Raw genomic sequence first — 24,349 nt, 5'->3', positions numbered from 1 at the left:
GGGAGGTGGCCGCACGGGGAACACGGATGGCACGCGTGCTGGTAGTGGGAACCGACATCCAGGGCGAGCAGGCCCTGCTGCAGCGGCTGCGCGTGGCATCGGCCCTGCCGGACGGCCAGATCCGCCGCAGCCAGGACCTGGACGATTGCGACCTGCTGGTCATCCGCGATACGCCGGCGCTGCGCAACGCGGCCCAGCGCATGCGCCAGCAGCGTCCGCGACTGCAGTGCTGGATCGAAGACATCGGCGGCCAGCTGCGTGATGGCGACGGGCACCAGGACGTGCTTGATGACAGTGCCATCGGTCGCGCGCTGCGCCGCATGCAGTTGGCAGTGGAGCCCTTGGCCATGCACGCACCCGCACCGATCCGCCTGGCTGATGGTGCGCATGCCATCACCCGTCTGCTGCGCGAGCGGCTGCCGCTGCGACAGGGCCAGGCACTGCTGAGTGATGCGGGCGAGCCACTGCTGCTGATGGACCTTGAGCATGACCAGGCCGTGCTGCTGCAGGAACCGGCTACGGCCCTGGTGGAGCGTTTGGCCGATGCCTTCGAACGCCTGCAGCTGGATGCGCTGACACCCGCACGCCTGCATGGCCTGGCCGGCGAGCGGCCACGCCAGCCACTGCGGCCGCTGCTGTGGCAATGGGCGCAACGTAGCCGCCATTGGCAGGCACTGGACGAACGCCTGCGCGGTGCTTCGGTAAAGCTGCTGCGCTGGCCCGATTTCCGTGTGCTGGGCCATGACCATGATGGCTTCCGCCTGTGCTCGCTGCTGCTCAAGCGCGCGTGCACGGTGGACGAGTGCGCGATGTTGCTTGATCTGCCGCCTGCGGCCGTGCGCGATTTCATCCATGCCGCTTACCTGTGCGGTTACGCGCAGCTGCAGGCAGCACCGGCGGTACCGCTGGCGGAACGCGCTGCCGGCGCTGACAACGGCCTGCTCGCCCGCCTGTGGCGTCACCTGCGTGGGAGCGAGCGCAATGCGTGAGCACAAGGTGGTGGTGCTGGGCGGCATGGGCAGTGGCAAGTCGACCCTGGTGCGCAGCATCGCGGCCGGCGCGGTGGTCGACACCGACGTGGCCAACAGCGACCGCCTCGGTGCCGACAAGGCCTCCACCACGGTCGCCCTGGACTATGCGGATATCGACCTGCCCAATGGCGAGCGGCTGCGCCTGTATGGCACGCCGGGACAGCAGCGTTTCGATTTCCTCTGGCCGATCCTGCTGCAGGGCGCCCGCGGCGCCGTGCTGCTGCTGGATGCGCGGCGCGCGGGCGTGGTTGCCGAACTGGAGGATTATCTGCAGGTGTTGCGGCCGTTCGCATCGTCATTGGCGCTGGTGGTGGCCGTCACCCATCTCGACCAGGCACCGCACGCCGCGCTGGACGACTGGGCCGCCCGTGCCTGCCTTGATGACCAGCCGCTGCCGCTACTGGCCGTGGATACCCGCGACCGCGAACAGGGATTGCTGCTGATGGATGTATTGATGGGCGAGATGGAAGCGCACGCACTGGTGGCCGCGCATGGCTGACGGGCAGGTGGCGCTACTGCCCGACGCCGGCCAGCGTGAGCGCCTGCAGCCCTTGCTGCGAGACCTGCAGCAGCGGGTGGAAGGCATACGCACGGTGGTGCTGGCCAGTGTGGATGGCTTCGCCCTGGTCAGTGCCGGTGCCGAAGGGCGCGGTGAACGCCTGGCAGCGATGACCAGCGCGATGCTGGCGCTGGCTGCAGCGGTCGGGCGCGAACTTGTGCTTGGGGATCTGCAGACGCTGATGCTGGAGGCCGCGGGCGGCAAGGTGCTGATGCTGGCGATCCAGGCCGAGGGGCGCGTGCCGTTGCTGCTGATGGCGGCCTGCGACCAGCGCAGCGTGATCGGCCAGGTGCTGTGGCAGAGCAGGGAATGTGGCCAGGCGATCCTGGCCGAACTCGGCGGATCGTGAGCCCGGCCGCAGGGGAACGAGGGGCTCGAACCAACATCGACAAGGGGTGCGACGTGGCTGGACTGAATGAATCGTTGAACGCACTGATGGGCATCGACGGCGCGCAGGCAGTGGCGCTGGTCGACTATGAAAGCGGCATGCTGCTGGGCGAAGCCGGTGCCGGCATGGACATGGAAGTGGCCGCCGCCGGCAACACCGAAGTGATCCGTGCCAAGATGAAGACCGCCGCATCGCTGAACCTCAACGACAGCATCGAGGACATCCTGATCTCGCTGGGCAAGGCGTACCACATCATGCGCCCGGTGGCGAAGAAGAAGGGCCTGTTCTTCTACATCGTGCTGGACCGTACCAGGTCCAACCTGGCATTGGCGCGGCGCAAGGTGCAGGACGTGGAAGCCGAACTGGCGATCTGAGCCAGTAGTGCCGGCTGCTGGCCGGCATCTGCATCGATCCATCGACGGTCCAGGTGCTGCCGGCCAGCGGCCGGCACTACCTTCGCGCTCGACGGCATCGCACACGCCAGCGTATGGTGAAGCCGGTCCTTCCGGGTGAGCCATGCATGTCCAGGCCTGACATCGCTGCCGAGCTGGCACCGCGCATCGCGGTAGCCATCCGCGACGGTTTCGAGCAGTACCACGCCCGCTTTGCGGCGATCACCGCGCGGGCGCGGCAGCGCTTCGAGCAGCGCAACTGGGCCGGTGCGCGACAGGATGCGGTCGAGCGCATCGCCCTGTACGACCTGTGCATCGCCGAGCAGATGGATGCGCTGCGCCGCCTTGCCGGTGACGCGATCGGCGAGCGCGTGCTGTGGTTGCGGGTGCACGCCCGCTATAGCGCGCTGCTGCAGGGCCTGATCGACGCCGAGCTGTACAAGACCTTCTACAACACGTTGTCGCGGCGCCTGTTTGCCACCCGGGGCGTGGACCCGGCGCTGGAGTTCATCGCCTTCGATGTCGAACCCTCCGATGCCATCACCCACCCGGTGGCGCGGCATACCTACGCGGTTTCGCCGACGCGGCCGGTGGAGGCGCTGCAGCGGGTGCTGGCCGACTATCGCTTCGATATCCCCTATGCGCACCAGCTGCGCTGTGCCGCGGCCATCGCGGTGCGCCTGCAGGATGACCTGGCCCACTGGGGCGATACGCCGGTACGCAGCATCGAGCTGCTCGACACGGTGTTCTACCGCGAGCGCCGCGCTTACCTGGTTGGCCGCGTGTTCGGCGAGCACCGGTTCTCGCCGTGCGTGATTGCCCTGGTGAACGACGAGCGTGGCCTGCGCGCCGATGCAGTGCTGACCCGGCGCCGGGACGTGGCCCACCTGTTCGGCGTGTCACGCAGCTATTTCCAGGCCAACCTGGCCACGGTCGGTGATGCGGTGGTGTTCCTGCGCAGTCTGCTGCCGGGCAAGCCCATCGATGAGATATACACCGTGCTGGGCCGCGCCAAGCAGGGCAAGACCGAGCGCTACCGCACCTTCTTCCGTCATTTCAACGAGCACCCGCAGGAGCGGCTGGTGCATGCAGAGGGCACGCCGGGCATGGTCATGGCGGTGTTCACCCTGCCCAGTTACCCGCTGGTGTTCAAGCTGATCCGCGACCGTTTCGCGTGGCCCAAGGCGATGTCGCGACAGCAGGTGGAAGAGAAGTACGCGCTGGTGTTCAACCTCGATCGTGTCGGCCGCCTGCTCGATGCGCAGCCCTATCGTCATCTGCGCTTCCCGCGCCAGCGCTTCGCGCCGGCCTTGCTGGATGAACTGCTGCAGCAGTGCGCGCAGAGCGTACGCATCGATGGCGATGAGGTCGAAGTCGCACTGTGCTATGTGCAGCGTCGTTTTCGTCCCTTGAATCTGTACCTGCGCGAGCAGGGCGCGGAGGCGGTGCGGGCGGCGGTGCTCGACTATGCGCAGGCGATCACCGACATGGCGCGCAACAACATCTTCCCCGGTGACATGCTGCCGAAGAATTTCGGCGTATCACGGCACGGCCGGGCCGTGTTCTACGACTACGACGAGCTGTGTCTGGTCAGCGACTGCGTCTTCCGCGCCTGGCCGCAGCCGCGTACGCCGGAGGAAGCGATGTCCGACGAGCCATGGTTCCATGTCGGTCCGCGCGACGTGTTTCCCGAGCGCTTCGGCCCGTTCATGGGCCTGCCCGCTGCAGAGCTGGCAGCGGTGCGCGAGCACTACCGGCACCTGTTCGACCCGGGCTGGTGGCAGGGCCTGCAGGAACGCTTCGCCCGAGGTGACTATCCGGACACGCCGCCCTATGCTGGCGCGCACCGGTTGGCGTGAGCCAGCTGTCATGGGTGTTGGGACTGAGGTACTCTCGCCCTTCATCACCAAGGATCCGGCAATGATGCGTTCCCCATTGTTCCTCGCTCTCGCGTTGGCCGTCGGTGCCGGCGCTCCGCTGTTAGCCGGCGATGCCAACGCGCAGACCACGCGCGCGGTGCGTGCCACCACCGAATTGAGCATGACACTGACCGGAAAGATCGAGGTCACGGCAGAAGGCGCAGTCAGCGCTCTGGTGCTCGATCAGAAGGCAAACATCAGCCCGGGTGTTGCCGCGTTTGTTGAACGCACCATTCGCCCTTGGCGTTTCGAGCCGACGCGGGTCGATGGCAAGGCCGTCGCCGCACAGGCACCGTTTCGGGTGCGTCTGCGTGGCAAGTCCACGGGCAAGGGCGACTACGAAGTCAGCATGACCAGCGTGGATTTCAGCGAGTACGATCCAAAGGCCACCGATTCGGTGACCGCAGAGCGCCTGGCGCCGCCGCGCTATCCGGACGAGGCAATGAGGATCGGTGGTCAGGGCGATGTGATCCTGATCATCAAGGTCGCCCGTGATGGCACGGTGGCCGACGTCATCGCCGAGCAGGTCAACATGACCGTGGCGGGGCCGGAGCGGACCATGGCCAAGCTGCGCGATGTGCTGGCCAAGGCCAGCATCAATACCGCCCGCAAGTGGACCTTCATTCCTCCAAGCAGCGGGAAGGACGTCACACGGGAATTCTGGTCGGTACGCGTGCCGGTCAACTATGCGTTCTCGGATGATCGCAATGCCGCTGCCGAGCGCTATGGCCGCTGGCGCGCCTTCATTCCAGGACCGAAGCAGCGCGCACCGTGGGTGACCGGTGACGCGGCGGAAAACGGCAGCGACCTGCTGCCCGAGGGCGGCATCTACATGGTGGACGGCGCCAAGCGCGGCCTGCGCCTGCTGACGCCGCTGGAGCAGGGCTGACGATCACTGCGGAGCCGGCCCGCCCGGCTCCGCGTCAATCGGCGTAGGGGTAGACCACCACCCGGTTGCGGCCCTGTTCCTTGGCCAGGTACAGCGCCTTGTCGGCCAGCCGCAGTGCCTGCTCGGCATCGACATGGAAACTGGGGAAGTGGGCCACGCCCAGCGAGACGGTGATGGTGCCGACCGGTTCAAACGGATGGTCGGCAATGTGCTGGCGCAGACGCTCGCCAGCCTGTCGCGCTGACTCGGCGCTGATGCCCGGCAACAGCAGCAGGAACTCCTCGCCACCGGCGCGGCAGAGGATGTCGCTGTCGCGCGAGTAGCGGCGCATCTGGTTGGCGATGTGGACGATGGCAGCGTCGCCGACGTCATGGCCGTGGTTGTCATTGATCGATTTGAAGCGATCGATGTCCAGCGCCAGGATCGCGAACGGGATGCCCTGTACCTGCAGGGCATCCAGCGCCTGCTGCAGGCCGCGGCGGTTGAGAAGACTGGTCAGCGGATCGGTGCGGCTGGCGCGGTTGAGCGTGCCGATGCGGTCCTGCAGCGCATTGAAGCTGTGCAGTACCGCCTGCTTGAGCTGGGCGACCTCGAAGTACCACGCGCGGATGCCGCTGACGTGGCTGATCGCATTGCCAGTGTCTTCGCCGCCCTGCACGTTGCGTGCGAGCTGCCACAGCGGCATCGAGATGCGACGGGCGAACCACCAGGTGATCAGCAGCGACAGCAGGCCCAGCGGGATTGCGTTCCAGATTACCGCAGTCATCAACCGCGACAGCGGCTGCAGCGTGGCCTCGGTCGGGCGCTGGGCGATGATGCCCCAGCCGGTGGCCGCCACCGGCGCATAGCCGGCCAGCATCGACACGCCCAGGTTGTTGCGCACCTGCTGCGCGCCACGCTCGCCGCGCACCACGGCCTTTACTGCGGGGTTGCCGACCACGTAGTCGCCCACCCGCTTGCCATCGGCGTGGTACAGCAGGCGGCCATGGCGATCGACCACGTACAGGTAGGAACCATCACGGTAGTAGTGCTTGCCCAGCAGCGTGTGCAGTGCGCTGCGCTGGCGCAGGTACAGGGTGCCGCTGACGTAACCACGGTAGTGGCCCTGGCGATCGAAGATCGGGTGCGACAGCGAGACCAGCAGCTTGCCGGTGGCCGACTGGTACGGGTCGCTGATCATCGGCTGGCGCGCGGCCAGCGCGGCATTGTTGCCGACGCTGTGCAGTACTTCGCCCTGCAGCTGCAGGGTCTGCGGCGAGGTGGCGATCACCAGGCCGTCGGCATCCACCACCAGCGAAGAGTTGAAGCTGTTGGTCTGCAGCTGCAGGCGGCTGGCTTCGTCCTGGGCCTGTGCCGGGTCGAGGTTGCCCTGGCCGAGCCGCGTGGCGGCGTAGGCCAGTTCCTGCTGGGCAGCCAGCAGGAAGTTCTGGGTCGTTTCGGCCAGTTTGGTTGCGTAGACGCGGTTGGCCTCCAGGGTGTTGCCGACCAGCTGGTCGCGCTGCACCCGGTAGCTGGCCAGCAGGGTGTTGGCCAGCGCGATGATGGCGCTGAGCAGGGCCAGGGCGAGGATCAGCTTGCCCAGGTTGAGGCGGGGAGACAGCGTTCGCATGCGTCGACGGATCCGGCAGGAGGCTGGACCCGACCGGTTCTCCGGAAGGGGCGACAGCGGGAATCGGTGGCCAGGCCCTCGGGGCCGGGCAGGGCATCGGGCGGATTATCGCCAAAACCGGGCGGCGGTGAAGTGAAGTGGGTCGCCCTGCAGGTAAAAAAAAACCTGCCGCAGCGAGCGGCAGGTTCTTTTCGATGCAATGCCGTGGATCAGCGCTTCATCGAACCGAAGAACTCGTCGTTGGACTTGGTGTTCTTCATCTTGTCCAGCAGGAACTCCATCGCGGCCATTTCATCCATCGGATGCAGCAGCTTGCGCAGGATCCAGATCTTCTGCAGCAGTTCCGGCTCGATCAGCAGGTCTTCGCGGCGGGTGCCGGAACGGTTGATGTCGATCGCCGGGAACACGCGCTTTTCAGCGATGCGACGGCTCAGGTGCACTTCGCTGTTGCCGGTGCCCTTGAACTCTTCGTAGATCACCTCGTCCATCTTCGAGCCGGTGTCGACCAGCGCGGTGGCGATGATGGTCAGGCTGCCGCCTTCTTCCACGTTGCGCGCGGCACCGAAGAAGCGCTTCGGGCGGTGCAGGGCGTTGGCGTCCACGCCACCGGTCAGCACCTTGCCCGAGCTCGGCACCACGTTGTTGTACGCGCGGGCCAGGCGGGTGATCGAGTCGAGCAGGATCACCACGTCCTTCTTGTGCTCGACCAGGCGCTTGGCGCGCTCGATGACCATTTCGGCCACCTGCACGTGGCGCGCGGCCGGTTCGTCGAAGGTCGAGCTGATGACCTCGCCGCGCACGGTGCGCTGCATTTCGGTCACTTCTTCCGGGCGCTCGTCGATCAGCAGCACGATCAGGTGCACGTCCGGGTGGTTGGTGGTGATGGCGGTGGCGACCTGCTGCATCATCATGGTCTTGCCGGCCTTCGGCTGCGACACGATGAGCGAGCGCTGGCCCTTGCCCTGCGGCGCCATCAGGTCGAGGATGCGGCCGGTGATGTCTTCCGACGAACCGTTGCCGCGCTCCAGGGTGAAGCGGCGGCGCGGGAACAGGGCGGTCAGGTTCTCGAACAGCACCTTGTTCTTCGACGCTTCGATCGGCTCGCCGTTGATGGTGTCGACGATGTTCAGCGCGAAGTAGCGCTCGCCGTCCTTCGGGAAGCGGATGCGGCCGGAGATGTGGTCGCCGGTGCGCAGGTTGAAGCGGCGGATCTGGCTGGGCGAGATATAGGTGTCGTCCGGGCCGGCCAGGTAGCTGGCTTCGGCCGCGCGCAGGAAGCCGAAGCCGTCCGGCAGGATTTCCAGCACGCCGTCGGCGGCGACGCCGTCACCATGGCGGGTCAGCACCTTCAGCAGGGCGAAGATCACATCCTGCTTGCGGGCGCGTGCCACGCCTTCGGAGATCTGCAGCTGCTCGGCGATTTCCAGCAGCTTCTGTGCCGGCATGCGCTTGAGGTCGCTCAGCGAATAGACCGGGAAGCCTTCCGGCACGTTGGCGTGCGGACGCGGCACGAAGGGCTGCTGCTCGCCGCCGTCGTTGGGCATGCCGTCGTCGCGGAAGCGGTTGTTGTTGCGGTCACGGTCGCGGCGGTTGCGGAAGCGGTCACGGCGGTTGCCCTGGCCTCCCTGGCCCTGCTGGCCGTTCTGGTTGTACGGGTTCTGGCCCTGGTTCTGGCCACCGCCCTGGTGGTTCTGCTGCCGCGGCTGGCCGGATTCGCGACCCTCACCACCTTCGCCACCGCCACTGCTGGCAGGGGCCTCGGCGGCGGGCGCGCTCGGTGCGGGGGCGGGGGCCGGTGCCTCGGGCGCGGCGGCCAGCGGCAGGGTCGGCTGCGCCGGAGCGGCGCTGGTTTCGGCGGCTGCCGGGGCGGCGGCCTTGCTCACGCGGGGCTTGCGCACGCGCTTTTCGGCGGGCGCATCGGCGCTGCCGGTTTCGGAAGTGTTATCGGACAAGAGCGTTATTCCTCGCTTGAAGGTGCGAGCGCCCGGCTGGGGCGGCGAACGTTGGGAATGGGTCTGGAAGAAACTGCGTCCAGAGGGTGCGGCACGCGAACGCGGCCGGATGTGCCGACACTATCATCGGCCTGCGGCGCCGTGCAAGGGCTGCCGGGAACAGCATTCATCATGGACGCAGGGCGTCCGCCGGCAGCCGCGGGTGGCGGCTGCCGGAAAACAGCAGGATCAGGCCAGGGCCTTGTCCAGCAGGCCGGCCAGCTGGGCCTTGCCCACCGCACCGATCTGCTCGCCGACCTTCTCGCCGTCCTTGAACACGACCAGGTACGGGATCGAACGCACGTGGTACTTGGCGGCCAGCGCACGATTGTGGTCGACGTTGACCTTGGCGATCTTGGCGCGGCCCTGGTAGGCATCGGCCAGTTCGTCCAGCGCCGGGGCGATCATCTTGCACGGGCCACACCATTCGGCCCAGAAATCGACCAGCACCGGTTCCTTGGAATTCAGCACTGCGCTATCAAAGTCGGCGTCGCCGACATGTACAACCTTGTCGCTCATCTTGGTTTCTCGTCTTGGATTGCACCCGGCCATGCCGGAGGTGGGTGAACTGGGCCATGCCCGGTGGCGCGACCCTCGTCGTTGCCTCGCGGCGCACTGCCGCGGTGCGTTCGGCGGGATGCCTGGACGCTCACGGCCGGCAGTGTACCCCTATCGCAGGGCGGGGACAGGCGCCGGCTGGAACCCAGCGTATCGTGATCGCTTCGAAGCCCGGTATGTGTCGGATTTCACTGTCTTCCCGAAGATGGGGGTGGCAGCGGGCGACACCAGCGGGACCGGCGGGGTCGTTCAAGTCCCGTGTGGCTGGATGAAGGCGCGCCGTCTCTCCATCCGGTGAGACGGGGCATTCCGGTTTGCCGGCCCGAGTGCGTTAAACTGGGCCATTGTGCGGCGCGCGGACCGGGTGGTCCCAGCCTGCCAACCCGCCGCAGGGGCCGCAGTTTGCGACGGTGCCCCTAGACGATGAAGTGCCAGCCGCCCCACGGGCCGGCGGCCATACCAAGACGGACTCATGAGCGACAAACCGCTGACCGATTTGACCTTTTCCTCCTTCGAGCTGCACCCGGCCCTGCAGGCCGGCCTTGAAGGAGCCGGATTCACCCGCTGCACCCCGATCCAGGCGCTGACCCTGCCGGTCGCGCTGCCCGGCGGTGATGTTGCCGGCCAGGCCCAGACCGGCACCGGCAAGACCCTGGCCTTCCTGGTCGCTGTCGTGAACCGCCTGCTGACGCGTCCGGCGCTGGCCGATCGCAAGCCGGAAGATCCGCGCGCGCTGATCCTCGCCCCGACCCGCGAGCTGGCCATCCAGATCCACAAGGATGCGGTGAAGTTCGGTTCCGACCTGGGCCTGCGCTTCGCCCTGGTCTATGGCGGCGTGGATTACGACAAGCAGCGCGAGCTGCTGCAGCAGGGCGTGGACGTGATCATCGCCACCCCGGGCCGCCTGATCGACTACGTCAAGCAGCACAAGGTGGTGTCGCTGCACGCCTGCGAGATCTGCGTGCTGGACGAAGCCGACCGCATGTTCGACCTGGGCTTCATCAAGGACATCCGCTTCCTGCTGCGCCGCATGCCGGAGCGCACCACCCGCCAGACCCTGCTGTTCAGTGCCACCCTCAGCCACCGCGTGCTGGAGCTGGCCTACGAGCACATGAACGAGCCGCAGAAGCTGGTGGTCGAAGCCGAGACCATCACCGCCGCGCGCGTGCGCCAGCGCATCTACTTCCCGGCCGACGATGAGAAGATCCCGCTGCTGCTGGGCCTGCTTTCGCGCAGCGAAGGCGCGCGCACCATGGTCTTCGTCAACACCAAGGTGTTCGTCGAGCGCGTGGCGCGTTCGCTGGAAAAGGCCGGCTACCGTGTCGGCGTGCTGTCCGGTGATGTGCCGCAGAAGAAGCGCGAGAGCCTGCTCAACCGCTTCCAGAAGGGCCAGCTGGAAATCCTGGTGGCCACCGACGTGGCTGCGCGCGGCCTGCACATCGACGGCATCAAGTACGTCTACAACTACGACCTGCCGTTCGACGCCGAAGACTACGTGCATCGCATCGGCCGCACCGCGCGCCTGGGTGAAGAGGGCGACGCCATCAGCTTCGCCTGCGAGCGCTACGCCATGGGCCTGCCGGACATCGAGGCCTATATCGAGCAGAAGATTCCGTCCGAGCCGGTCACCAAGGAACTGCTGACCCCGCTGCCGCGCCCGGAACGCCCGGCTCCGGCGGCAGGCGAGGAAGGCGAGGACAACGAAAGCGTCGGCCAGATCTTCCGCGAAGCGCGCGAAGCCCGCGCCGCCGAGGAAGAGCGTCGGGGCGGTGGCCGCAGTGGCGGCCGTTCCGGCGGTGGTGGTGGTGGCCGTGGTGGCCGTGACGGTGAGCGCAGCGGCGAACGCCGTTCGCGTGGCCCGCGCAAGCCACGCGCGGAAGGCGAGCAGGGCGCTGCCGCGCCGGCCGCCGGTGCCGAAGGCGCCGCTGCCCAGGCCCCGCGTCCGCCGCGCCCCCCGCGCGCCGAAGGCGCACTGGAAGGTGCGGCGGACGGCGAGCACAAGCCGCGCAAGCGCCGCCGCCGTCGCCACGGTCGTCCGGTCGAAGGTGCCGAGGGCGTGCAGAACGCCGCCGGCAATGGCGCCAGCCCGGTCACGCCGGTGCAGGTGGTGGCCAAGCCGGTGCGCACGGCTGCTGATACCGGCGATTCGTTCCTGACCCGCATCGGCCGCAAGATCCGCCGGATGCTGTCGGGTAACTGATCGGCGCTGCCGATCAGCGGGTAGCACCCGACCGTTGGTCGGGTGGCTTCAAGGGCGTGCCGACCAACGGTCGGCACCCACCCTGGCTGGCAGTTGTGTGGGTTGCCGGCCAGCGGCCGGCACTACCGCTCGTGTGACCGTCTCCACGACGTCGCGCCGGTCCTGCATAATCGGGGCATGAGTGTCCTGCGCTTCGACAATGTCAGCAAACAGTACGCCGGTGGCCACGAGGCACTGACCGATGTCAGCTTCGAGGTCGCGCCGGGCGAGATGCTGTTCGTCACCGGCCATTCCGGTGCGGGCAAAAGCACCCTGCTCAAGTTGATCCATCTGGACGAGCGGCCCAGCCGTGGCGCGGTGGTGTTCGACGAGCGCAACCTGCTGAAGGTGCGTGGCGGCGATGTGCCCCGCCACCGTCGCGCGGTGGGTGCGGTCTACCAGGACCACCGCCTGCTGATGGACCGCTCGATCGCCGAGAACGTGGCGCTGCCGCTGATCCTGCGCGGCACCCGCCGTGGCGACATCAGCAAGCGCGTGCGCTCGGTGCTGGAACGGATGGGCCTGGGCCACCGCGAGAAGGCGCTGCCCTCGCAGCTGTCGGCCGGTGAGCAGCAGCGCGTTGGCATCGCCCGCGCCATCGTCGGTGAGCCCAAGCTGCTGGTGGCCGATGAACCGACCGGCAACCTCGACCCGACCCTGGCGGCGGAGATCATGGCTCTGTTCGCCGAGCTGCCCGCGCGCGGCACCAGCGTGCTGGTGGTCAGCCACGACCTGCCGCTGCTGCGCCGCATGCGCAAGCGCGTGCTGATCCTCGACCACGGCCGGCTGGTGGATGACATCTCGCCGCAGGATCTGGCGGAGTAACCCATGGCGAAGAACGAAAACAGCGAAGCCGCCGCCCCCTCGCGCGTGGGCGTCTGGTTCCAGCACCACGCGCACAGCGTGGTGTTCAGCCTCGGCCGTGCCTGCCGCAAGCCGTGGGCGACCCTGCTGACGGTGATGGTCATGGCGCTGGCGCTGGCCCTGCCGCTGGGCCTGTCGATCGCGCTGGACAACCTCAAGCAGTTCGCCGGCAGCGTGCAGCAGTCGCGCGACATCAATGTGTTCCTGAAGGGCAACGTCGATGGCCCCGGCGCGCTGCGCCTGGCCGGCCAGCTGCGCGACCGCGACGACGTGGCCGAAGTGAACGTGCGCACGCCCGAGCAGGGCCTGCAGGAACTGCGCGACGCCGGCCTCGGCGAGGCGATCGACGCACTCAATGACAACCCGCTGCCCTCGCTGCTGGTGATCACTCCCGGCCAGGGCAAGGACGACGCGCGCCTGGCACGCGCGCTGGAGAGCCTGCCCGAGGCCGACCTGGTGCAGCACGATGCACTGTGGCGCCAGCGCCTGGATGCCTGGCTGGCGTTCGGCGCGCGGCTGGTGCAGGTGCTGTCGGTCCTGCTCGGCGTCGGTGCCGCGCTGGTGGTCGGCAACACCGTGCGCCTGGACATCCAGGCCCGCCGCGAAGAGATCGGCGTGCTGCAGCTGCTCGGCGCCAGTGATGGCTTCATCCGCCGCCCGTTCCTGTACCTGGGTGCGTGGTATGGCCTGGGCGCCGGCGCGGTTGCGCTGGCGCTGATCGGCGCCGCCGGTGCCGCACTGCGCGTGCCGCTGGCCGAACTCTCGCGCAGCTACGGCAGCCCGTTCGTGCTGCACGGCCTGGACCTGCTGCACGGTGGCCTGGTCCTGCTCGGCACGCTGCTGCTGGGCTGGCTGGGCGCGTGGCTGGTCACCGGCCACTTCCTGCGCCAGACCCGACCGACCGACACCTGAGACCGGCATGCAACCGCAAGCGCTGAAGCACCTTGAAGGGCCCGCGACGCGGGTGATGGTGGTCGATGGCTCGAAGCTGGTCCGCAAGCTGATCGCCGACGTCCTGCAGCGCGACCTGCCGGGCGTGGAGGTGATCGGCTGCGACAGCATCGAGGATGCGCAGCAGGCGCTGGCGCAGGGCCCGGTGGACCTGGTGACCACCTCGCTGACCCTGCGTGATGGCGACGGCCTGGCGCTGGCGCGGATGGTCCGCGAAGCGGCCGGCCAGGCCTACGTGCCGGTGATCGTGGTGTCCGGCGATGCCCAGCAGCATCTGGAGCAGCGTCGCTTCACCGAGTACGTCACCGACTATTTCGACAAGGCGCTGGGCCACGAGGCGCTGGCGACCTTCATCCGCGGCTATGTGCAGCCGCAGACCATTCCCGGCGCGACCATCCTCTACATCGAGGACAGCCGCGTGGTGGCCGAGGCCACCAAGCGCATGCTCGAACGCCAGCAGTTGAACGTGCTGCACGTGGTCAGCGCCGAAGAGGCGTTCACCCTGCTCACCGCCGAGTCGCTGGGCCGCAGCCGCCACCGCATCGACCTGGTGCTGACCGACGTCACCCTGAAGGGGGAACTGAGCGGCCGCGACGTGGTGCAGCGCGTGCGCGTGGACTTCGGCTACGGCAAGCGCCGCCTGCCGGTGCTGGTGATGACCGGCGACGGCAACCCGCACAACCAGACCGGGCTGCTGCAGTCCGGCGCCAACGACCTGGTACTCAAGCCGATCGAAGAACGGCTGCTGGTCACCAAGGTGCTGTTCCAGCTGCGCCTGGCCCGGTTGAACGATGGACCCCTGATTCGATGAAGTGGTGCAATGATTGATGAAGTAGCGGACACCCCGACGATCCAGCTGGAACCGAGCTGGAAGCAGCATGTCGGCGATTACCTCCTGCAGCCGCAGATGCGCGAGCTGTCCGGCTTCCTGCGCCAGCGCAAGGCCAGTGGCGCGGCGGTATTCCCGCCCGGCCCGCAGATCTTCGCCGCATTCGACGCCACGCCATTCGAGCAGGTGAAGGTGGTGATCCTCGGCCAGGACCCGTACCACGGCCGTGGCCAGGCGCATGGCCTGAGTTTCTCGGTGCCGCCGGGCGTGCCGGTGCCGCCGTCGCTGCTGAACATCTACAAGGAGATCGAGAGCGATCTCGGTATCCCGCGCCCGGACCACGGCTGCCTGATCCCATGGGCGCAGCGCGGCGTGCTGCTGCTCAATGCCGTGCTGACGGTGGAGGAGGGCAAGGCCGGCGCACACCAGGGCCGCGGCTGGGAAGGCTTCACCGATCACGTGGTGGACGTGCTCAACCGCGAACGCGAAGGCTTGGTGTTCATGCTCTGGGGTGCCTACGCGCAGCAGAAGGGCAAGGTCATTGATACCCGTCGCCATCGCGTTCTGAAGGCCCCGCATCCGTCGCCGCTGTCGGCCCATCGTGGCTTCCTCGGCTGCCGCCATTTCTCGATGGCCAACGAGTACCTGCAGCGTCGCGGCCAGGCCCCGATCGACTGGTCGCTGCCGCCGCGCTCGGTGCTCTGAGCGCCGGCTGGCGGCCGGGCCTGAACGCCGGACAACGTTCCCTGGCCTGAATGGGCCTCCAGAACGGCCCGTTCAGCTCCGCTTGACCGGAATCGGCCGGCTTCCGGCAGGTAATTGCTTGAATTCCAAGGGATTGTGAATCCCGAAAAGCGCGCTCGCCACTGTCATCAAATCGCGTTACGGTAGGGCTCTGTTTGGGACCAGTGTTGCATCAATAGGATGCTGGAACTTTTTCCTCCTTTAGCAGTCCAAATCCCGGACTGCTAAGATGGGTGCCTATGAGCCAGAACACCTCTACTGCCCTTGTGGCAAACAATCTCCCGATTCCCAGTGCGCTCGGTTCGCTGGACGCCTACATCGGTGCCGTGCACCAGATCCCGGTGCTGTCGGTCGATGACGAACAGGACCTGGCCCGTCGCTTCCGCGACGGCAACGATCTGGACGCCGCCCGCGAGCTGGTGCACTCGCACCTGCGCTTCGTGGTGCATGTGGCCCGCGGTTACAACGGCTACGGCCTTGCCCTGGGCGATCTGATCCAGGAAGGCAACATCGGCCTGATGAAGGCGGTCAAGCGCTTCGACCCGGACATGGGCGTGCGCCTGGTCTCCTTCGCCGTGCACTGGATCCGTGCAGAGATGCACGAGTTCATCCTGAAGAACTGGCGCATCGTGAAGGTGGCCACCACCAAGGCGCAGCGCAAGCTGTTCTTCAACCTGCGCAAGTCGAAGACGCGCCTGGGCTGGATGAACGCGGCGGAAGTGAGCGCGGTGGCCAAGGACCTGAACGTGTCCGAGCGCGAAGTCATGGAAATGGAGTCGCGCCTGTCCGGCCGCGATATCGGTTTCGATGCGCCGACCGACGAGGACAACGAACACGCACCGCCGTCGCCGGCTGCGTTCCTGGTTGCCGATGACGAAGACCCGTCGATGGCCTACGAGCGCGAGGACAGCGAAGACAACCAGATGCAGCTGCTGCGCGAAGGCCTGGCCGAACTGGATGCCCGCTCGCGCGACATCATCCGCCGTCGCTGGCTGGACGCCGACAGCAAGGTGACGCTGCAGGAACTGGCCGACGAGTACGGCGTGTCGGCCGAGCGCATCCGCCAGGTTGAGGCGAACGCGCTGAAGAAGATGAAGGCGCTGTTCACCGCGTAAGCGGGAAGGCGTTGGAATGAAGAAAGGCCCGGCGGTGATGCCGGGCCTTTTTGTTTTTGGAGCGCATCCACGCATGCGTGGATCAATCCTGACGCCAGGGCGGTAACCGCGCCGACCGCAGCATGCGCTGGACGCTGATTTTCACGCCGTACCACTCGGTGGCACGGTATGATCATGTCACGTGTCTTCCGCACTCGAAGCTTCAACCGCAGTACACGACGTTCTTCACTGACCGATAGAGCCTTGTGCCGCGCGGTGGTGGAAATGCGTCAAGGACTGATTGATGCAGACATAGGGGGCGGCCTTCTCAAAAAGCGAGTTGCGCTGCCGGGCCGCGGAAAGCGCGGTAGCGCCCGCGTTATTGTCGCAACCAAGGTGGGGCGCTACTGGTTCTTTCTCTTCTGCTACGAGAAGAACGCGCGCGCGACCATCAGTAGTGCGGAACGGGATGCCCTTCAGCTGTATGCGTCTGAGTTCTTGAGAATGAGCCCTGCACAGTTGGACAGGGCAGTTATCTGCGGAGAACTGCAGGAGATTTGCCATGACAAAGACGGTTGAACATAGACGCGCAAAGAGTGCGATCCTCGATGCGGTGCATGAAGGCGCGGCGGGCCTTTACGCCAGCGGCTTCATCGACAAGCGGCGCATGAGCATGTACGAGGCGCTTTGTCTGGAGCCTGTGCCCGAATACAGCAGCGCCCAGATCCGTGCACTTCGCACGTCGTTGGAACTTAGCCAGCCGGTGTTCGCAGGTGTGCTCAACACCAGCGTTTCGACGGTCCGTAGCTGGGAACAGGGCGAGAAGAAGCCGAGCGGGCCGTCGCTGAAGCTTTTGAACCTGATTGATCGGAAGGGTCTCGAAGCAGTCCTGTAAAGCAAAGGCCCGGCAATGCCGGGCCTTTGCTTTACCGTGGTATTCAATCCGCGCCATGCATGGAAGCGGGGGTGTGCCTCACCCCTCGCGTGCGATCGCGCGCCAGCCGATGTCGTTGCGGTGGAACTCGTTGGCCCAGGTCACCTTGGCCACGCCGGCATAGGCATTGGCCTGCGCGTCGCGCACGCTGTCGCCCATTGCGGCCACGCACAGCACGCGACCGCCGGCACTGACCACGTGGCCCTGCGCGTCCAATGCAGTCCCCGCATGGAACACCTTGGCACTGGCCGGCACGTCGTCCAGGCCGGAAATCACGTCACCGGTGATCGGCGCTTCCGGGTACGGCCTGGCCGCCAGCACCACGCCCAGCGACGGGCGCACGTCCCACTGCGCTTCGACCTGGTCCAGGCGGCCATCGATGGCCGCTTCCACCAGCTCGACCAGGTCCGACTGCAGGCGCAGCATCACTGGCTGCGTTTCCGGGTCGCCAAAGCGCACGTTGAATTCGATCACCTTCGGCGCGCCACTGGCATCGATCATCAGGCCGGCGTAGAGGAAGCCGGTGAACGGGATGCCGTCGGCGATCATGCCCTGCACGGTGGGGTTCACCACCTCGCGCATCACCCGTGCATGCACCTCCGGCGTCACCACCGGGGCCGGCGAATAGGCGCCCATGCCGCCGGTGTTCGGGCCGGTATCGCCGTCGCCGACGCGCTTGTGGTCCTGCGAGGTGGCCATCGGCAGCGCATGCACGCCGTCCACCATCGAAATGAAGCTGGCTTCCTCGCCGTCGAGGAACTCCTCGATGACCACGCGCGCACCGGCATCGCCGAACGCGTTGCCCGAGAGCATGTCACGTACCGCGTCCTCGGCTTCGGCCAGGGTCATCGCCACGATCACGCCCTTGCCGGCGGCCAGGCCATCGGCCTTGACCACGATCGGCGCGCCCTTCTCGCGGATGTAGGCCAGGGCGGCGTCCACGTCGGTGTGCACGGCGTAGAACGCGGTGGGGATGTTGTGGCGGGCCAGGAAGTCCTTGGCGTAGGCCTTGCTGCCTTCCAGCTGCGCGGCGGCGGCGGTCGGCCCGAAGATGCGCAGGCCGGCGGCGCGGAAGCGGTCTACCACGCCAGCCACCAGCGGTACTTCAGGGCCGACCACGGTCAGTGCCACGCCTTCAGCCTGGGCCAGCGCCAGCAGACCGTCGATGTCGGTGACTTTCACCGCCACGTTGCGGCACTTGTCTTCGCTGGCGGTGCCGGCGTTGCCGGGTGCCACGATCACTTCGGTGACATGGGAGGACTGGGCCAGCTTCCATGCCAGGGCGTGTTCGCGGCCGCCAGAGCCGATGACGAGGATCTTCATGGGACAGGGTTCTCGGGTACGGAAGAGAAAAGCCGGGCAGGGCCCGGCTTCGTGATGCGGATCAGTGGCGGAAGTGGCGCACGCCGGTGAACACCATCGCCAGGCCATGTTCGTCGGCGGCGGCGATCACTTCGGCATCGCGCATCGAACCGCCCGGCTGGATGACCGCCTTGATGCCGGCGGCAGCAGCGGCGTCGATGCCGTCGCGGAACGGGAAGAACGCATCGGAAGCCATCACCGAACCCTCGACCACCAAGTTCGCATCGGCCGCCTTGATGCCGGCGATGCGGGCCGAGTACACGCGGCTCATCTGGCCGGCGCCCACGCCAATCGTGCGGTTGTCCTTGGCGTACACAATCGCGTTGGACTTCACGAACTTGGCCACCTTCCAGGCGAACAGCAGGTCGGTGAACTGCTTGTCGGTCGGCGCCAGCTTGCTGACCACCTTCAGCTCGTCGCGGGTCATGCCGCGGTTGTCCGAGGACTGCAGCAGCAGGCCCGAGCCCACGCGCTTGCTGTCGAAGTTGTTCAGGCCGTCGCCGTGCGGGATGCGCAGCACGCGCACGTTGGCCTTCTTCTGCGCGTATTCCAGCGCGGCCGGCTCGTAGTCCGGGGCAATCAGCACTTCCACGAACTGGCGGTCCAGGATCACCTTGGCAGTGGCGGCGTCCAGCGGCTTGTTGAAGGCGATGATGCCGCCGAAGGCGCTGGTCGGGTCGGTGGCGTAGGCCAGCTCGTAGGCATCGCCGTTGCCGGCACCGACGGCCACGCCACACGGGTTGGCGTGCTTGACGATGACGCAGGCCGGTGCATCGAACTGGCGCACGCATTCCCACGCCGCGTCGGCATCGGCCAGGTTGTTGTAGCTCAGTTCCTTGCCCTGCAGCTGCTGGAAGGTGGCCAGCGTGCCCGGCACCGGGTACAGGTCGCGGTAGAACGCGCCGCTCTGGTGCGGGTTCTCGCCGTAGCGCAGATCCATCACCTTCACGAAGGTGGAGTTCATCTGTGCCGGGTACTCGGCACGCACCGGCACGGCGGCGTCGGTGGCGGTGACCGCCGACAGGTAGTTGCTGATCGCCGCATCGTATTGGGCGACGCGGTTGAACGCGGCCACCGAGAACGCGAAGCGGGTGGCGGCCGACAGTTGGCCGTCGTTGGCCGCCAGCGAGGCCAGCAGTTCGGCGTACTGCGACGGGTCGGTGGCCACCGCCACGCGGGCGAAGTTCTTGGCCGCCGAACGCAGCATGGCCGGGCCGCCGATGTCGATGTTCTCGACCGCGTCGGCCAGGGTGCAGTCGGCCTTGGCGGTGACAGATTCGAACGGGTACAGGTTCAGCACCAGCAGGTCGATGGCACCGATGCCGTGTTCGGCCATCACCGCATCATCCAGGCCCGAACGGCCCAGCAGGCCGCCGTGCACCATCGGGTGCAGGGTCTTGACCCGGCCGTCCATCATTTCCGGGAAACCGGTGACGTCGGCCACGTCCTTCACGGCCAGGCCCGCATCGCGGATCGCCTTGGCGGTGCCGCCGGTGGACAGCAGCTCCACGCCGCGTGCCGCCAGCGCAGTGGCCAGCTCGACCAGACCGGTCTTGTCGGAAACGGAGAGGAGGGCCCGGCGGACGGGCAACAGATCAGCAGTCATGGGACAGAATCGGCAGCGGAGCGGGGCCGATATTGTAGGCGGTGGGGGCCGGTGGCGGGCGCTGGAAGGGGTAATTTGCCGTGGCGATCGACGCAAGGCCGGGTCGGGCACACCGATCCGGCCCGATCCGTGGGCTGGCCTGCGGACCAGAGCAGGGTTGCCGGAATCTGCCAACGATGGGGTAGGCTGTGCCCGCACTGCCAAGGATCAGCGGGTACGGATCATGTCGATCTATGCATTGAAAGGACGTTTCCAGGACCTGTTGCGTCCGGCCGTACGCGGCCTGTACCGCAGGGGGATCACCGCCAACACGGTGACCATGGCCGCTGCCGTGGTCTCGCTGCTGGTGGCTGCGGCCGTGTGGTGCTGCGCGCCGGCGCAGCCCCTGCTGTACCTGCTGCTGCCACTGTGGATGCTGCTGCGCATGGCGCTCAACGCCGTGGACGGCATGCTGGCCCGCGAGTTCGGCCAGCAGTCGCGGCTGGGCGCCTATCTGAACGAGCTGTGCGATGTGGTTGCCGATGCGGCGCTGTACCTGAGCCTGCTCAGCGTGCCGGGCGTGCGCCCGGAAGCGCTGTGGCTGCTGGCCTGGACCGCGGCCCTGAGCGAGTACGCCGGGGTGCTGGGGCTGATGGTCGGGGCCAGCCGCCGCTATGACGGCCCGATGGGCAAGAGCGACCGCGCGTTCGTGATCGGTGCGCTGGGCCTGCTGCTGGCGTTCGAGTGGGTTGGCGCGATGACGGTCACTGGCGTGGCCGCGGTCATGGCGGTGCTGTGCGTGCTGACGATGGTCAACCGCGTCCGTCGGGGACTGCGGGAAGCAGCGGTTTCGCCGAATTAATCAAGCAGATACAAGAAGACAATCAGGAGATTGCATGCGTCAGGCGCAGGAACGGGAATTCCACAGCTTCGACCAGGTACCGCTGTTCTACCGGTACTGGGCGGGCACCACCGCAACGCCGGCCACCAAGGCCATCGTGCTGCTGCACCGCGGCCATGAGCACTCCGGCCGGGTCACCCACCTGGTCGATGAGCTGGACCTGCCCGACACCGCCTTCTTCGCCTGGGACGCGCGCGGCAATGGCCGTTCGCCGGGCGCACGGGGCGATGCACCGGGCTTCCCGGCGCTGGTGCGTGATCTGGACAGTTTCATCGCCCACATCGGCGCCGAGCACGGCATTGCGGTGGAAGCCATCGTGGTGATCGCGCAGAGCGTAGGGGCGGTGGTCGCCGCCACCTGGGTGCACGACTACGCACCACGCCTGCGCGCGCTGGTCATGGCCTCGCCGGCGTTCAAGGTGAAGCTGTACGTGCCGTTCGCGCGGCCGGGCCTGGCCTTGATGCAGAAGCTGCGTGGCAACTTCTTCGTCAACAGCTACGTCAAGCCGCAGTGGCTGACCCATGACCCGGCGCGGGTGGAAAGCTATCGCACCGACCCGCTGATCACCCGGCCGATTTCGGTGCGCGTGCTGCTGGGCCTGTACGAGGCGGCCGACCGCATCGTGGCCGATGCGCAGGCAATCAGCGTACCGGTGCAGCTGCTGGTGTCCGGCTCGGATTTCGTCGTGCACCGTGGCCCGCAGGACCGCTTCTACGAGCGCCTGTCCAGCCCGATCAAGGAGCGTGTGCATCTGCCGGGCTTCTTCCACGACACGCTGGGCGAGCGCGATCGTGCACCAGCACTGGCGCGCATCCGCAGCTTCATCCAGGCGCGTTTTGCCGAGCCGCTGCGCGAGCTGTCACGGCGCGACGCGCACCGTCACGGGCCAACCTTCGAAGAATCCGAGATCCTGGCCTGGCCACCGGAGCGCAACAGCCTGGCCGACCTGCGCTGGCGCGTGGTGCGTGGCGGCCTGCGCTTCGGCGGCACGCTGTCCGAAGGCATCGCGCTGGGCCTGCGGACCGGTTTCGATTCCGGTAGCACGCTGGACTACATCTACCGGAATGAGGCGCGCGGCAAGGGCCCATTGGGGCGGATGGTCGATCGCAACTACCTGGATGCAATCGGCTGGCGTGGCATCCGCGTGCGCGGCCAGCACCTGCAGGAACTGCTGCGCGACGCTGCCCAGCGCCTGCGCGGGCAGGGCACGCCGGTGCGTGTGCTGGACGTGGCCGCCGGCCATGGCCGGTATGTGCTGGAAGCGCTGGGCCAGGGCGAACAGCGCGCCGACCGTATCGTGCTGCGTGATTTCAGCGATCTGAACGTGACCCAGGGCCAAGCGTTGATCGAGCGCCTCGGTGCGGCCGACATCGCCCGCTTCGAGCAGGGCGATGCGTTCGATCCGGCGCAACTGGCCAAGGTCGATCCAGCACCGACACTGGCGGTGGTCTCGGGCCTGTACGAACTGTTCCCCGACAACGACGCCGTGCTGCGCTCGCTGCAGGGTATCGCCGCAACGGTGCCGGCGGGAGGCTACCTGGCCTACACCGGCCAACCCTGGCACCCGCAGCTGGAATTCATCGCGCGCGCCTTGACCAGCCATCGCGGTGGCGCGGCGTGGGTGATGCGTCGCCGTACCCAGCAGGAGATGGATGAGCTGGTGCGCCTGGCCGGTTTCGAGAAGGTGGCGCAGCGCATCGACGACTTCGGCATCTTCACCGTGTCGCTGGCGCGCCGGACCGCGTGATGGCGACGCTCGCCGCAACCCCGCTGGCCGCGGAAGGGCGCCCCTGGCGGCGCGCCCTGCTGTGGCTGGCCCTGCTGGGTCCGTTCTTCTTCGCAAGCTACGGCTTCGCCAACTGGATGGCCGGCCGCCACGCCACCCTGCCGATGATGGCGTTCGCGTGGGAGACACGCATCCCGTTCGTGCCGTGGACGATCGTGCCGTACTGGTCGATCGATCTGTTCTACGCAATCTCGTTCTTCCTGTGCCGGCATCGCTTGGAACTGGACCGGCATGCGCTGCGGCTGTTCAGTGCGCAGGTCATCGCGGTGGCCTGCTTCCTGCTGTGGCCGCTGCGTTTCAGCTTCGAGCGTCCGGAGATCGGCGGTGTGTTCGGCTGGCTGTTCGATGTGCTGCTGGGCTTCGACAAGCCGTTCAACCAGGCACCGTCGCTGCATATCGTGCTGTTGATCGTGCTGTGGGTGAAGTTCGCGCAGTACCTGCATGGCGTGTGGCGCGGGTTACTGCATGTGTGGGCACTGCTGATCGGCGTCTCGGTGCTGACCACGTTCCAGCACCATTTCATCGATATCCCGACCGGCCTGCTGGCCGGCTGGCTGTGCGTGTGGCTATGGCCGGAGCGGGGCACGCCACCGTTGCGCGCCTGGCACACCGCGCGTGATGCCAGACGTTGGCGATTGGCAGCGCTGTACCTGCTGGGGGCCGCTGTATTGCTGGTGCCGGTGGTGTTTCTGCGTGGCGCCGCGTTGTGGCTGCTGTGGCCGGTGGTCTCGTTGCTGCTGGTGGCGATGGCCTATGCCGGGCTGGGTACGGCGGTGTTCCAGAAGCGCGCCGATGGTCGTCTGACGATGGCTGCACGCTGGCTGCTGGCGCCGTACCTGGGCGCCGCCTGGATCAATTCGCGGCTGTGGACGCGGCGTGCGCCGCAGCCGGTGCCGGTGATGGACGGTGTGTGGCTGGGGCGCATTCCCTCTGAGGCATTGCCGGCCCCCCTGGTGGGCGTGGTCGATGCCTGCGCCGAGCTGTCCTGTCGCGCGCAGGGCGCCGCGTATGCCAGCGTGCCGATGCTGGACCTGGTGGTCCCTGCACCGGAACAGCTGCGCGAAGCGGCCGAGGCCATCGAGCGCCTGCATGCGCACGGACCGTTGCTGGTGTGCTGTGCGCTGGGCTATTCGCGCAGCGCCGCCAGCGTGGCCACCTGGCTGCTGCGCAGTGGTCGTGCGGCCGATGCGGACGCGGCGGTGGCGATCGTGCGTGCTGCGCGCCCTGGCATCGTGCTGGGTACGGCCCATCTGCGTGCCATCACCGACGCGGCAGGAGTGCGCGCATGAGCACGGTTCCCGATCTGGCGACCATGCAGCTGCTGCTGCGGCAGGGGCGTTGGCCGGCATGCCTGTCGCTGGGGCTGCTGCTGGTGGCATTGCTGCTGCTCGGCACCGAGCCGGGCCTGGCGATGATCGCTGCAGGGTTGCTGCTGGCCAGCATGTCTGCAGGGGTGGCCCAGACGTACCACGCGTGGCGGGTTGCGCTGGACGCCAGCCTGCTGCAGCTGCTGCGCGATGAGCGCCTGGACGGCGATGCCGCCGCGCGCCGCACTGATCAGCTGCTGCACGACAGTGGCCTGCGCCGCCCGTCGCCCGATGCGCCCCTGCGGGGCTGGGACGCGCGCTGGGCCGGCATGCGTCGCCTGCTGCTGCGCCAGTACCTGCTGACAGCGGTGCAGTTCGCACTGCTGGTGCTGGCCGTGTTGTGGCCGCAGACGTGAA

The 24,349-nt window shown here is 67.4% G+C and carries 23 protein-coding genes; 18 read left to right on the top strand and 5 right to left on the bottom strand.

Annotation, left to right across the window (positions count from 1 at the left end; genetic code table 11):
• Positions 1-26 precede the first annotated feature (26 nt).
• From Q9Q79_RS18505 to Q9Q79_RS18480, 6 genes are all read left to right on the top strand, one after another.
• The gene (locus tag Q9Q79_RS18505) at positions 27-989 is read left to right on the top strand and encodes a hypothetical protein (RefSeq protein WP_024957688.1); all 963 of its coding nucleotides are present in this window, start codon (positions 27-29) and stop codon (positions 987-989) included.
• The gene (locus tag Q9Q79_RS18500) at positions 982-1,530 is read left to right on the top strand and encodes an ATP/GTP-binding protein (RefSeq protein ID WP_005411282.1); all 549 of its coding nucleotides are present in this window, start codon (positions 982-984) and stop codon (positions 1,528-1,530) included. The genes Q9Q79_RS18505 and Q9Q79_RS18500 overlap by 8 nt, the downstream gene beginning before the upstream one ends.
• Entirely contained in the window at positions 1,523-1,939 is a 417-nt protein-coding gene (locus tag Q9Q79_RS18495; RefSeq protein ID WP_005411281.1) for a roadblock/LC7 domain-containing protein, read from the top strand. The genes Q9Q79_RS18500 and Q9Q79_RS18495 overlap by 8 nt, the downstream gene beginning before the upstream one ends.
• 53 nt (positions 1,940-1,992) lie before the next feature.
• Positions 1,993-2,352, top strand: a complete 360-nt coding sequence (locus Q9Q79_RS18490) for a hypothetical protein (RefSeq protein WP_005411280.1) — start codon at positions 1,993-1,995, stop codon at positions 2,350-2,352.
• 146 nt (positions 2,353-2,498) lie between these two features.
• On the top strand, positions 2,499-4,229 hold the full coding sequence (aceK, locus tag Q9Q79_RS18485; RefSeq protein ID WP_049395367.1) for a bifunctional isocitrate dehydrogenase kinase/phosphatase: 1,731 nt from the start codon (positions 2,499-2,501) through the stop codon (positions 4,227-4,229).
• Positions 4,230-4,290: 61 nt separating this feature from the next.
• On the top strand, positions 4,291-5,178 hold the full coding sequence (locus Q9Q79_RS18480) for an energy transducer TonB (RefSeq protein WP_043034296.1): 888 nt from the start codon (positions 4,291-4,293) through the stop codon (positions 5,176-5,178).
• 34 nt (positions 5,179-5,212) lie between these two features.
• Here Q9Q79_RS18480 and Q9Q79_RS18475 read toward each other — a convergent pair whose 3' ends face one another.
• The 3 genes from Q9Q79_RS18475 to trxA form a co-directional block, all read right to left on the bottom strand.
• A complete protein-coding gene (locus Q9Q79_RS18475) occupies positions 5,213-6,787 on the bottom strand; it encodes a sensor domain-containing diguanylate cyclase (RefSeq protein ID WP_005411277.1) in 1,575 nt (524 codons plus the stop codon).
• A gap of 209 nt (positions 6,788-6,996) precedes the next feature.
• Positions 6,997-8,739 (bottom strand): transcription termination factor Rho, encoded by a 1,743-nt coding sequence (rho, locus tag Q9Q79_RS18470; RefSeq protein ID WP_111151562.1) that lies wholly within the window; start codon positions 8,737-8,739, stop codon positions 6,997-6,999.
• A 228-nt stretch (positions 8,740-8,967) separates the two neighbouring features.
• Positions 8,968-9,297 carry a thioredoxin gene (gene trxA, locus Q9Q79_RS18465; protein WP_005411275.1) on the bottom strand — a complete coding sequence of 110 codons (330 nt, stop codon included), beginning with the start codon at positions 9,295-9,297 and terminating at the stop codon, positions 8,968-8,970.
• Between the two features lie 511 nt (positions 9,298-9,808).
• Between trxA and rhlB the strand changes: the two genes are divergently transcribed.
• From rhlB to Q9Q79_RS18425, 8 genes are all read left to right on the top strand, one after another.
• Positions 9,809-11,536 carry an ATP-dependent RNA helicase RhlB gene (rhlB, locus tag Q9Q79_RS18460; RefSeq protein WP_062605522.1) on the top strand — a complete coding sequence of 576 codons (1,728 nt, stop codon included), beginning with the start codon at positions 9,809-9,811 and terminating at the stop codon, positions 11,534-11,536.
• A gap of 177 nt (positions 11,537-11,713) precedes the next feature.
• Positions 11,714-12,400, top strand: a complete 687-nt coding sequence (gene ftsE / locus Q9Q79_RS18455; protein ID WP_005411273.1) for a cell division ATP-binding protein FtsE — start codon at positions 11,714-11,716, stop codon at positions 12,398-12,400.
• Between the two features lie 3 nt (positions 12,401-12,403).
• A complete protein-coding gene (gene ftsX / locus Q9Q79_RS18450; RefSeq protein ID WP_005414664.1) occupies positions 12,404-13,351 on the top strand; it encodes a permease-like cell division protein FtsX in 948 nt (315 codons plus the stop codon).
• Between the two features lie 7 nt (positions 13,352-13,358).
• The gene (locus tag Q9Q79_RS18445; protein ID WP_005411271.1) at positions 13,359-14,201 is read left to right on the top strand and encodes a response regulator; all 843 of its coding nucleotides are present in this window, start codon (positions 13,359-13,361) and stop codon (positions 14,199-14,201) included.
• Between the two features lie 9 nt (positions 14,202-14,210).
• Entirely contained in the window at positions 14,211-14,924 is a 714-nt protein-coding gene (gene ung, locus Q9Q79_RS18440) for a uracil-DNA glycosylase (RefSeq protein ID WP_005414662.1), read from the top strand.
• Positions 14,925-15,202: 278 nt separating this feature from the next.
• On the top strand, positions 15,203-16,078 hold the full coding sequence (rpoH, locus tag Q9Q79_RS18435; RefSeq protein ID WP_005411269.1) for an RNA polymerase sigma factor RpoH: 876 nt from the start codon (positions 15,203-15,205) through the stop codon (positions 16,076-16,078).
• Positions 16,079-16,252: 174 nt separating this feature from the next.
• On the top strand, positions 16,253-16,636 hold the full coding sequence (locus Q9Q79_RS18430) for a type II toxin-antitoxin system RelE/ParE family toxin (RefSeq protein ID WP_033834072.1): 384 nt from the start codon (positions 16,253-16,255) through the stop codon (positions 16,634-16,636).
• The gene (locus Q9Q79_RS18425; protein WP_005414661.1) at positions 16,620-16,952 is read left to right on the top strand and encodes a DNA-binding transcriptional regulator; all 333 of its coding nucleotides are present in this window, start codon (positions 16,620-16,622) and stop codon (positions 16,950-16,952) included. Before Q9Q79_RS18430 ends, Q9Q79_RS18425 begins: the two co-directional genes overlap by 17 nt.
• A gap of 78 nt (positions 16,953-17,030) precedes the next feature.
• Here the strand turns inward: Q9Q79_RS18425 and purD are convergent, their stop codons facing one another.
• Positions 17,031-18,314, bottom strand: coding sequence for a phosphoribosylamine--glycine ligase (gene purD, locus Q9Q79_RS18420; protein WP_201863919.1), 1,284 nt, complete (start codon positions 18,312-18,314; stop codon positions 17,031-17,033).
• A gap of 61 nt (positions 18,315-18,375) precedes the next feature.
• A complete protein-coding gene (gene purH, locus Q9Q79_RS18415; RefSeq protein ID WP_005414659.1) occupies positions 18,376-19,959 on the bottom strand; it encodes a bifunctional phosphoribosylaminoimidazolecarboxamide formyltransferase/IMP cyclohydrolase in 1,584 nt (527 codons plus the stop codon).
• Between the two features lie 223 nt (positions 19,960-20,182).
• Between purH and Q9Q79_RS18410 the strand changes: the two genes are divergently transcribed.
• The 4 genes from Q9Q79_RS18410 to Q9Q79_RS18395 are packed head-to-tail and all read left to right on the top strand — an operon-like array spanning position 20,183 to position 24,348.
• The gene (locus Q9Q79_RS18410) at positions 20,183-20,800 is read left to right on the top strand and encodes a CDP-alcohol phosphatidyltransferase family protein (RefSeq protein WP_049403521.1); all 618 of its coding nucleotides are present in this window, start codon (positions 20,183-20,185) and stop codon (positions 20,798-20,800) included.
• 34 nt (positions 20,801-20,834) lie between these two features.
• On the top strand, positions 20,835-22,586 hold the full coding sequence (locus Q9Q79_RS18405) for a bifunctional alpha/beta hydrolase/class I SAM-dependent methyltransferase (RefSeq protein ID WP_201863917.1): 1,752 nt from the start codon (positions 20,835-20,837) through the stop codon (positions 22,584-22,586).
• Between the two features lie 23 nt (positions 22,587-22,609).
• Complete coding sequence (locus Q9Q79_RS18400; protein WP_180881319.1) at positions 22,610-23,914, top strand: phosphatase PAP2/dual specificity phosphatase family protein; 1,305 nt, start codon at positions 22,610-22,612, stop codon at positions 23,912-23,914.
• A complete protein-coding gene (locus Q9Q79_RS18395) occupies positions 23,911-24,348 on the top strand; it encodes a hypothetical protein (protein ID WP_049395357.1) in 438 nt (145 codons plus the stop codon). The genes Q9Q79_RS18400 and Q9Q79_RS18395 overlap by 4 nt, the downstream gene beginning before the upstream one ends.
• The last annotated feature ends 1 nt before the right edge of the window (position 24,349 follow it).

The organism is Stenotrophomonas sp. a6, from assembly GCF_030913325.1.
GTDB lineage: Bacteria > Pseudomonadota > Gammaproteobacteria > Xanthomonadales > Xanthomonadaceae > Stenotrophomonas > Stenotrophomonas maltophilia.
The sequence above is the reverse complement of the archived record's forward strand: the minus strand, read 5'-3'. Positions and strand labels throughout refer to the sequence as shown.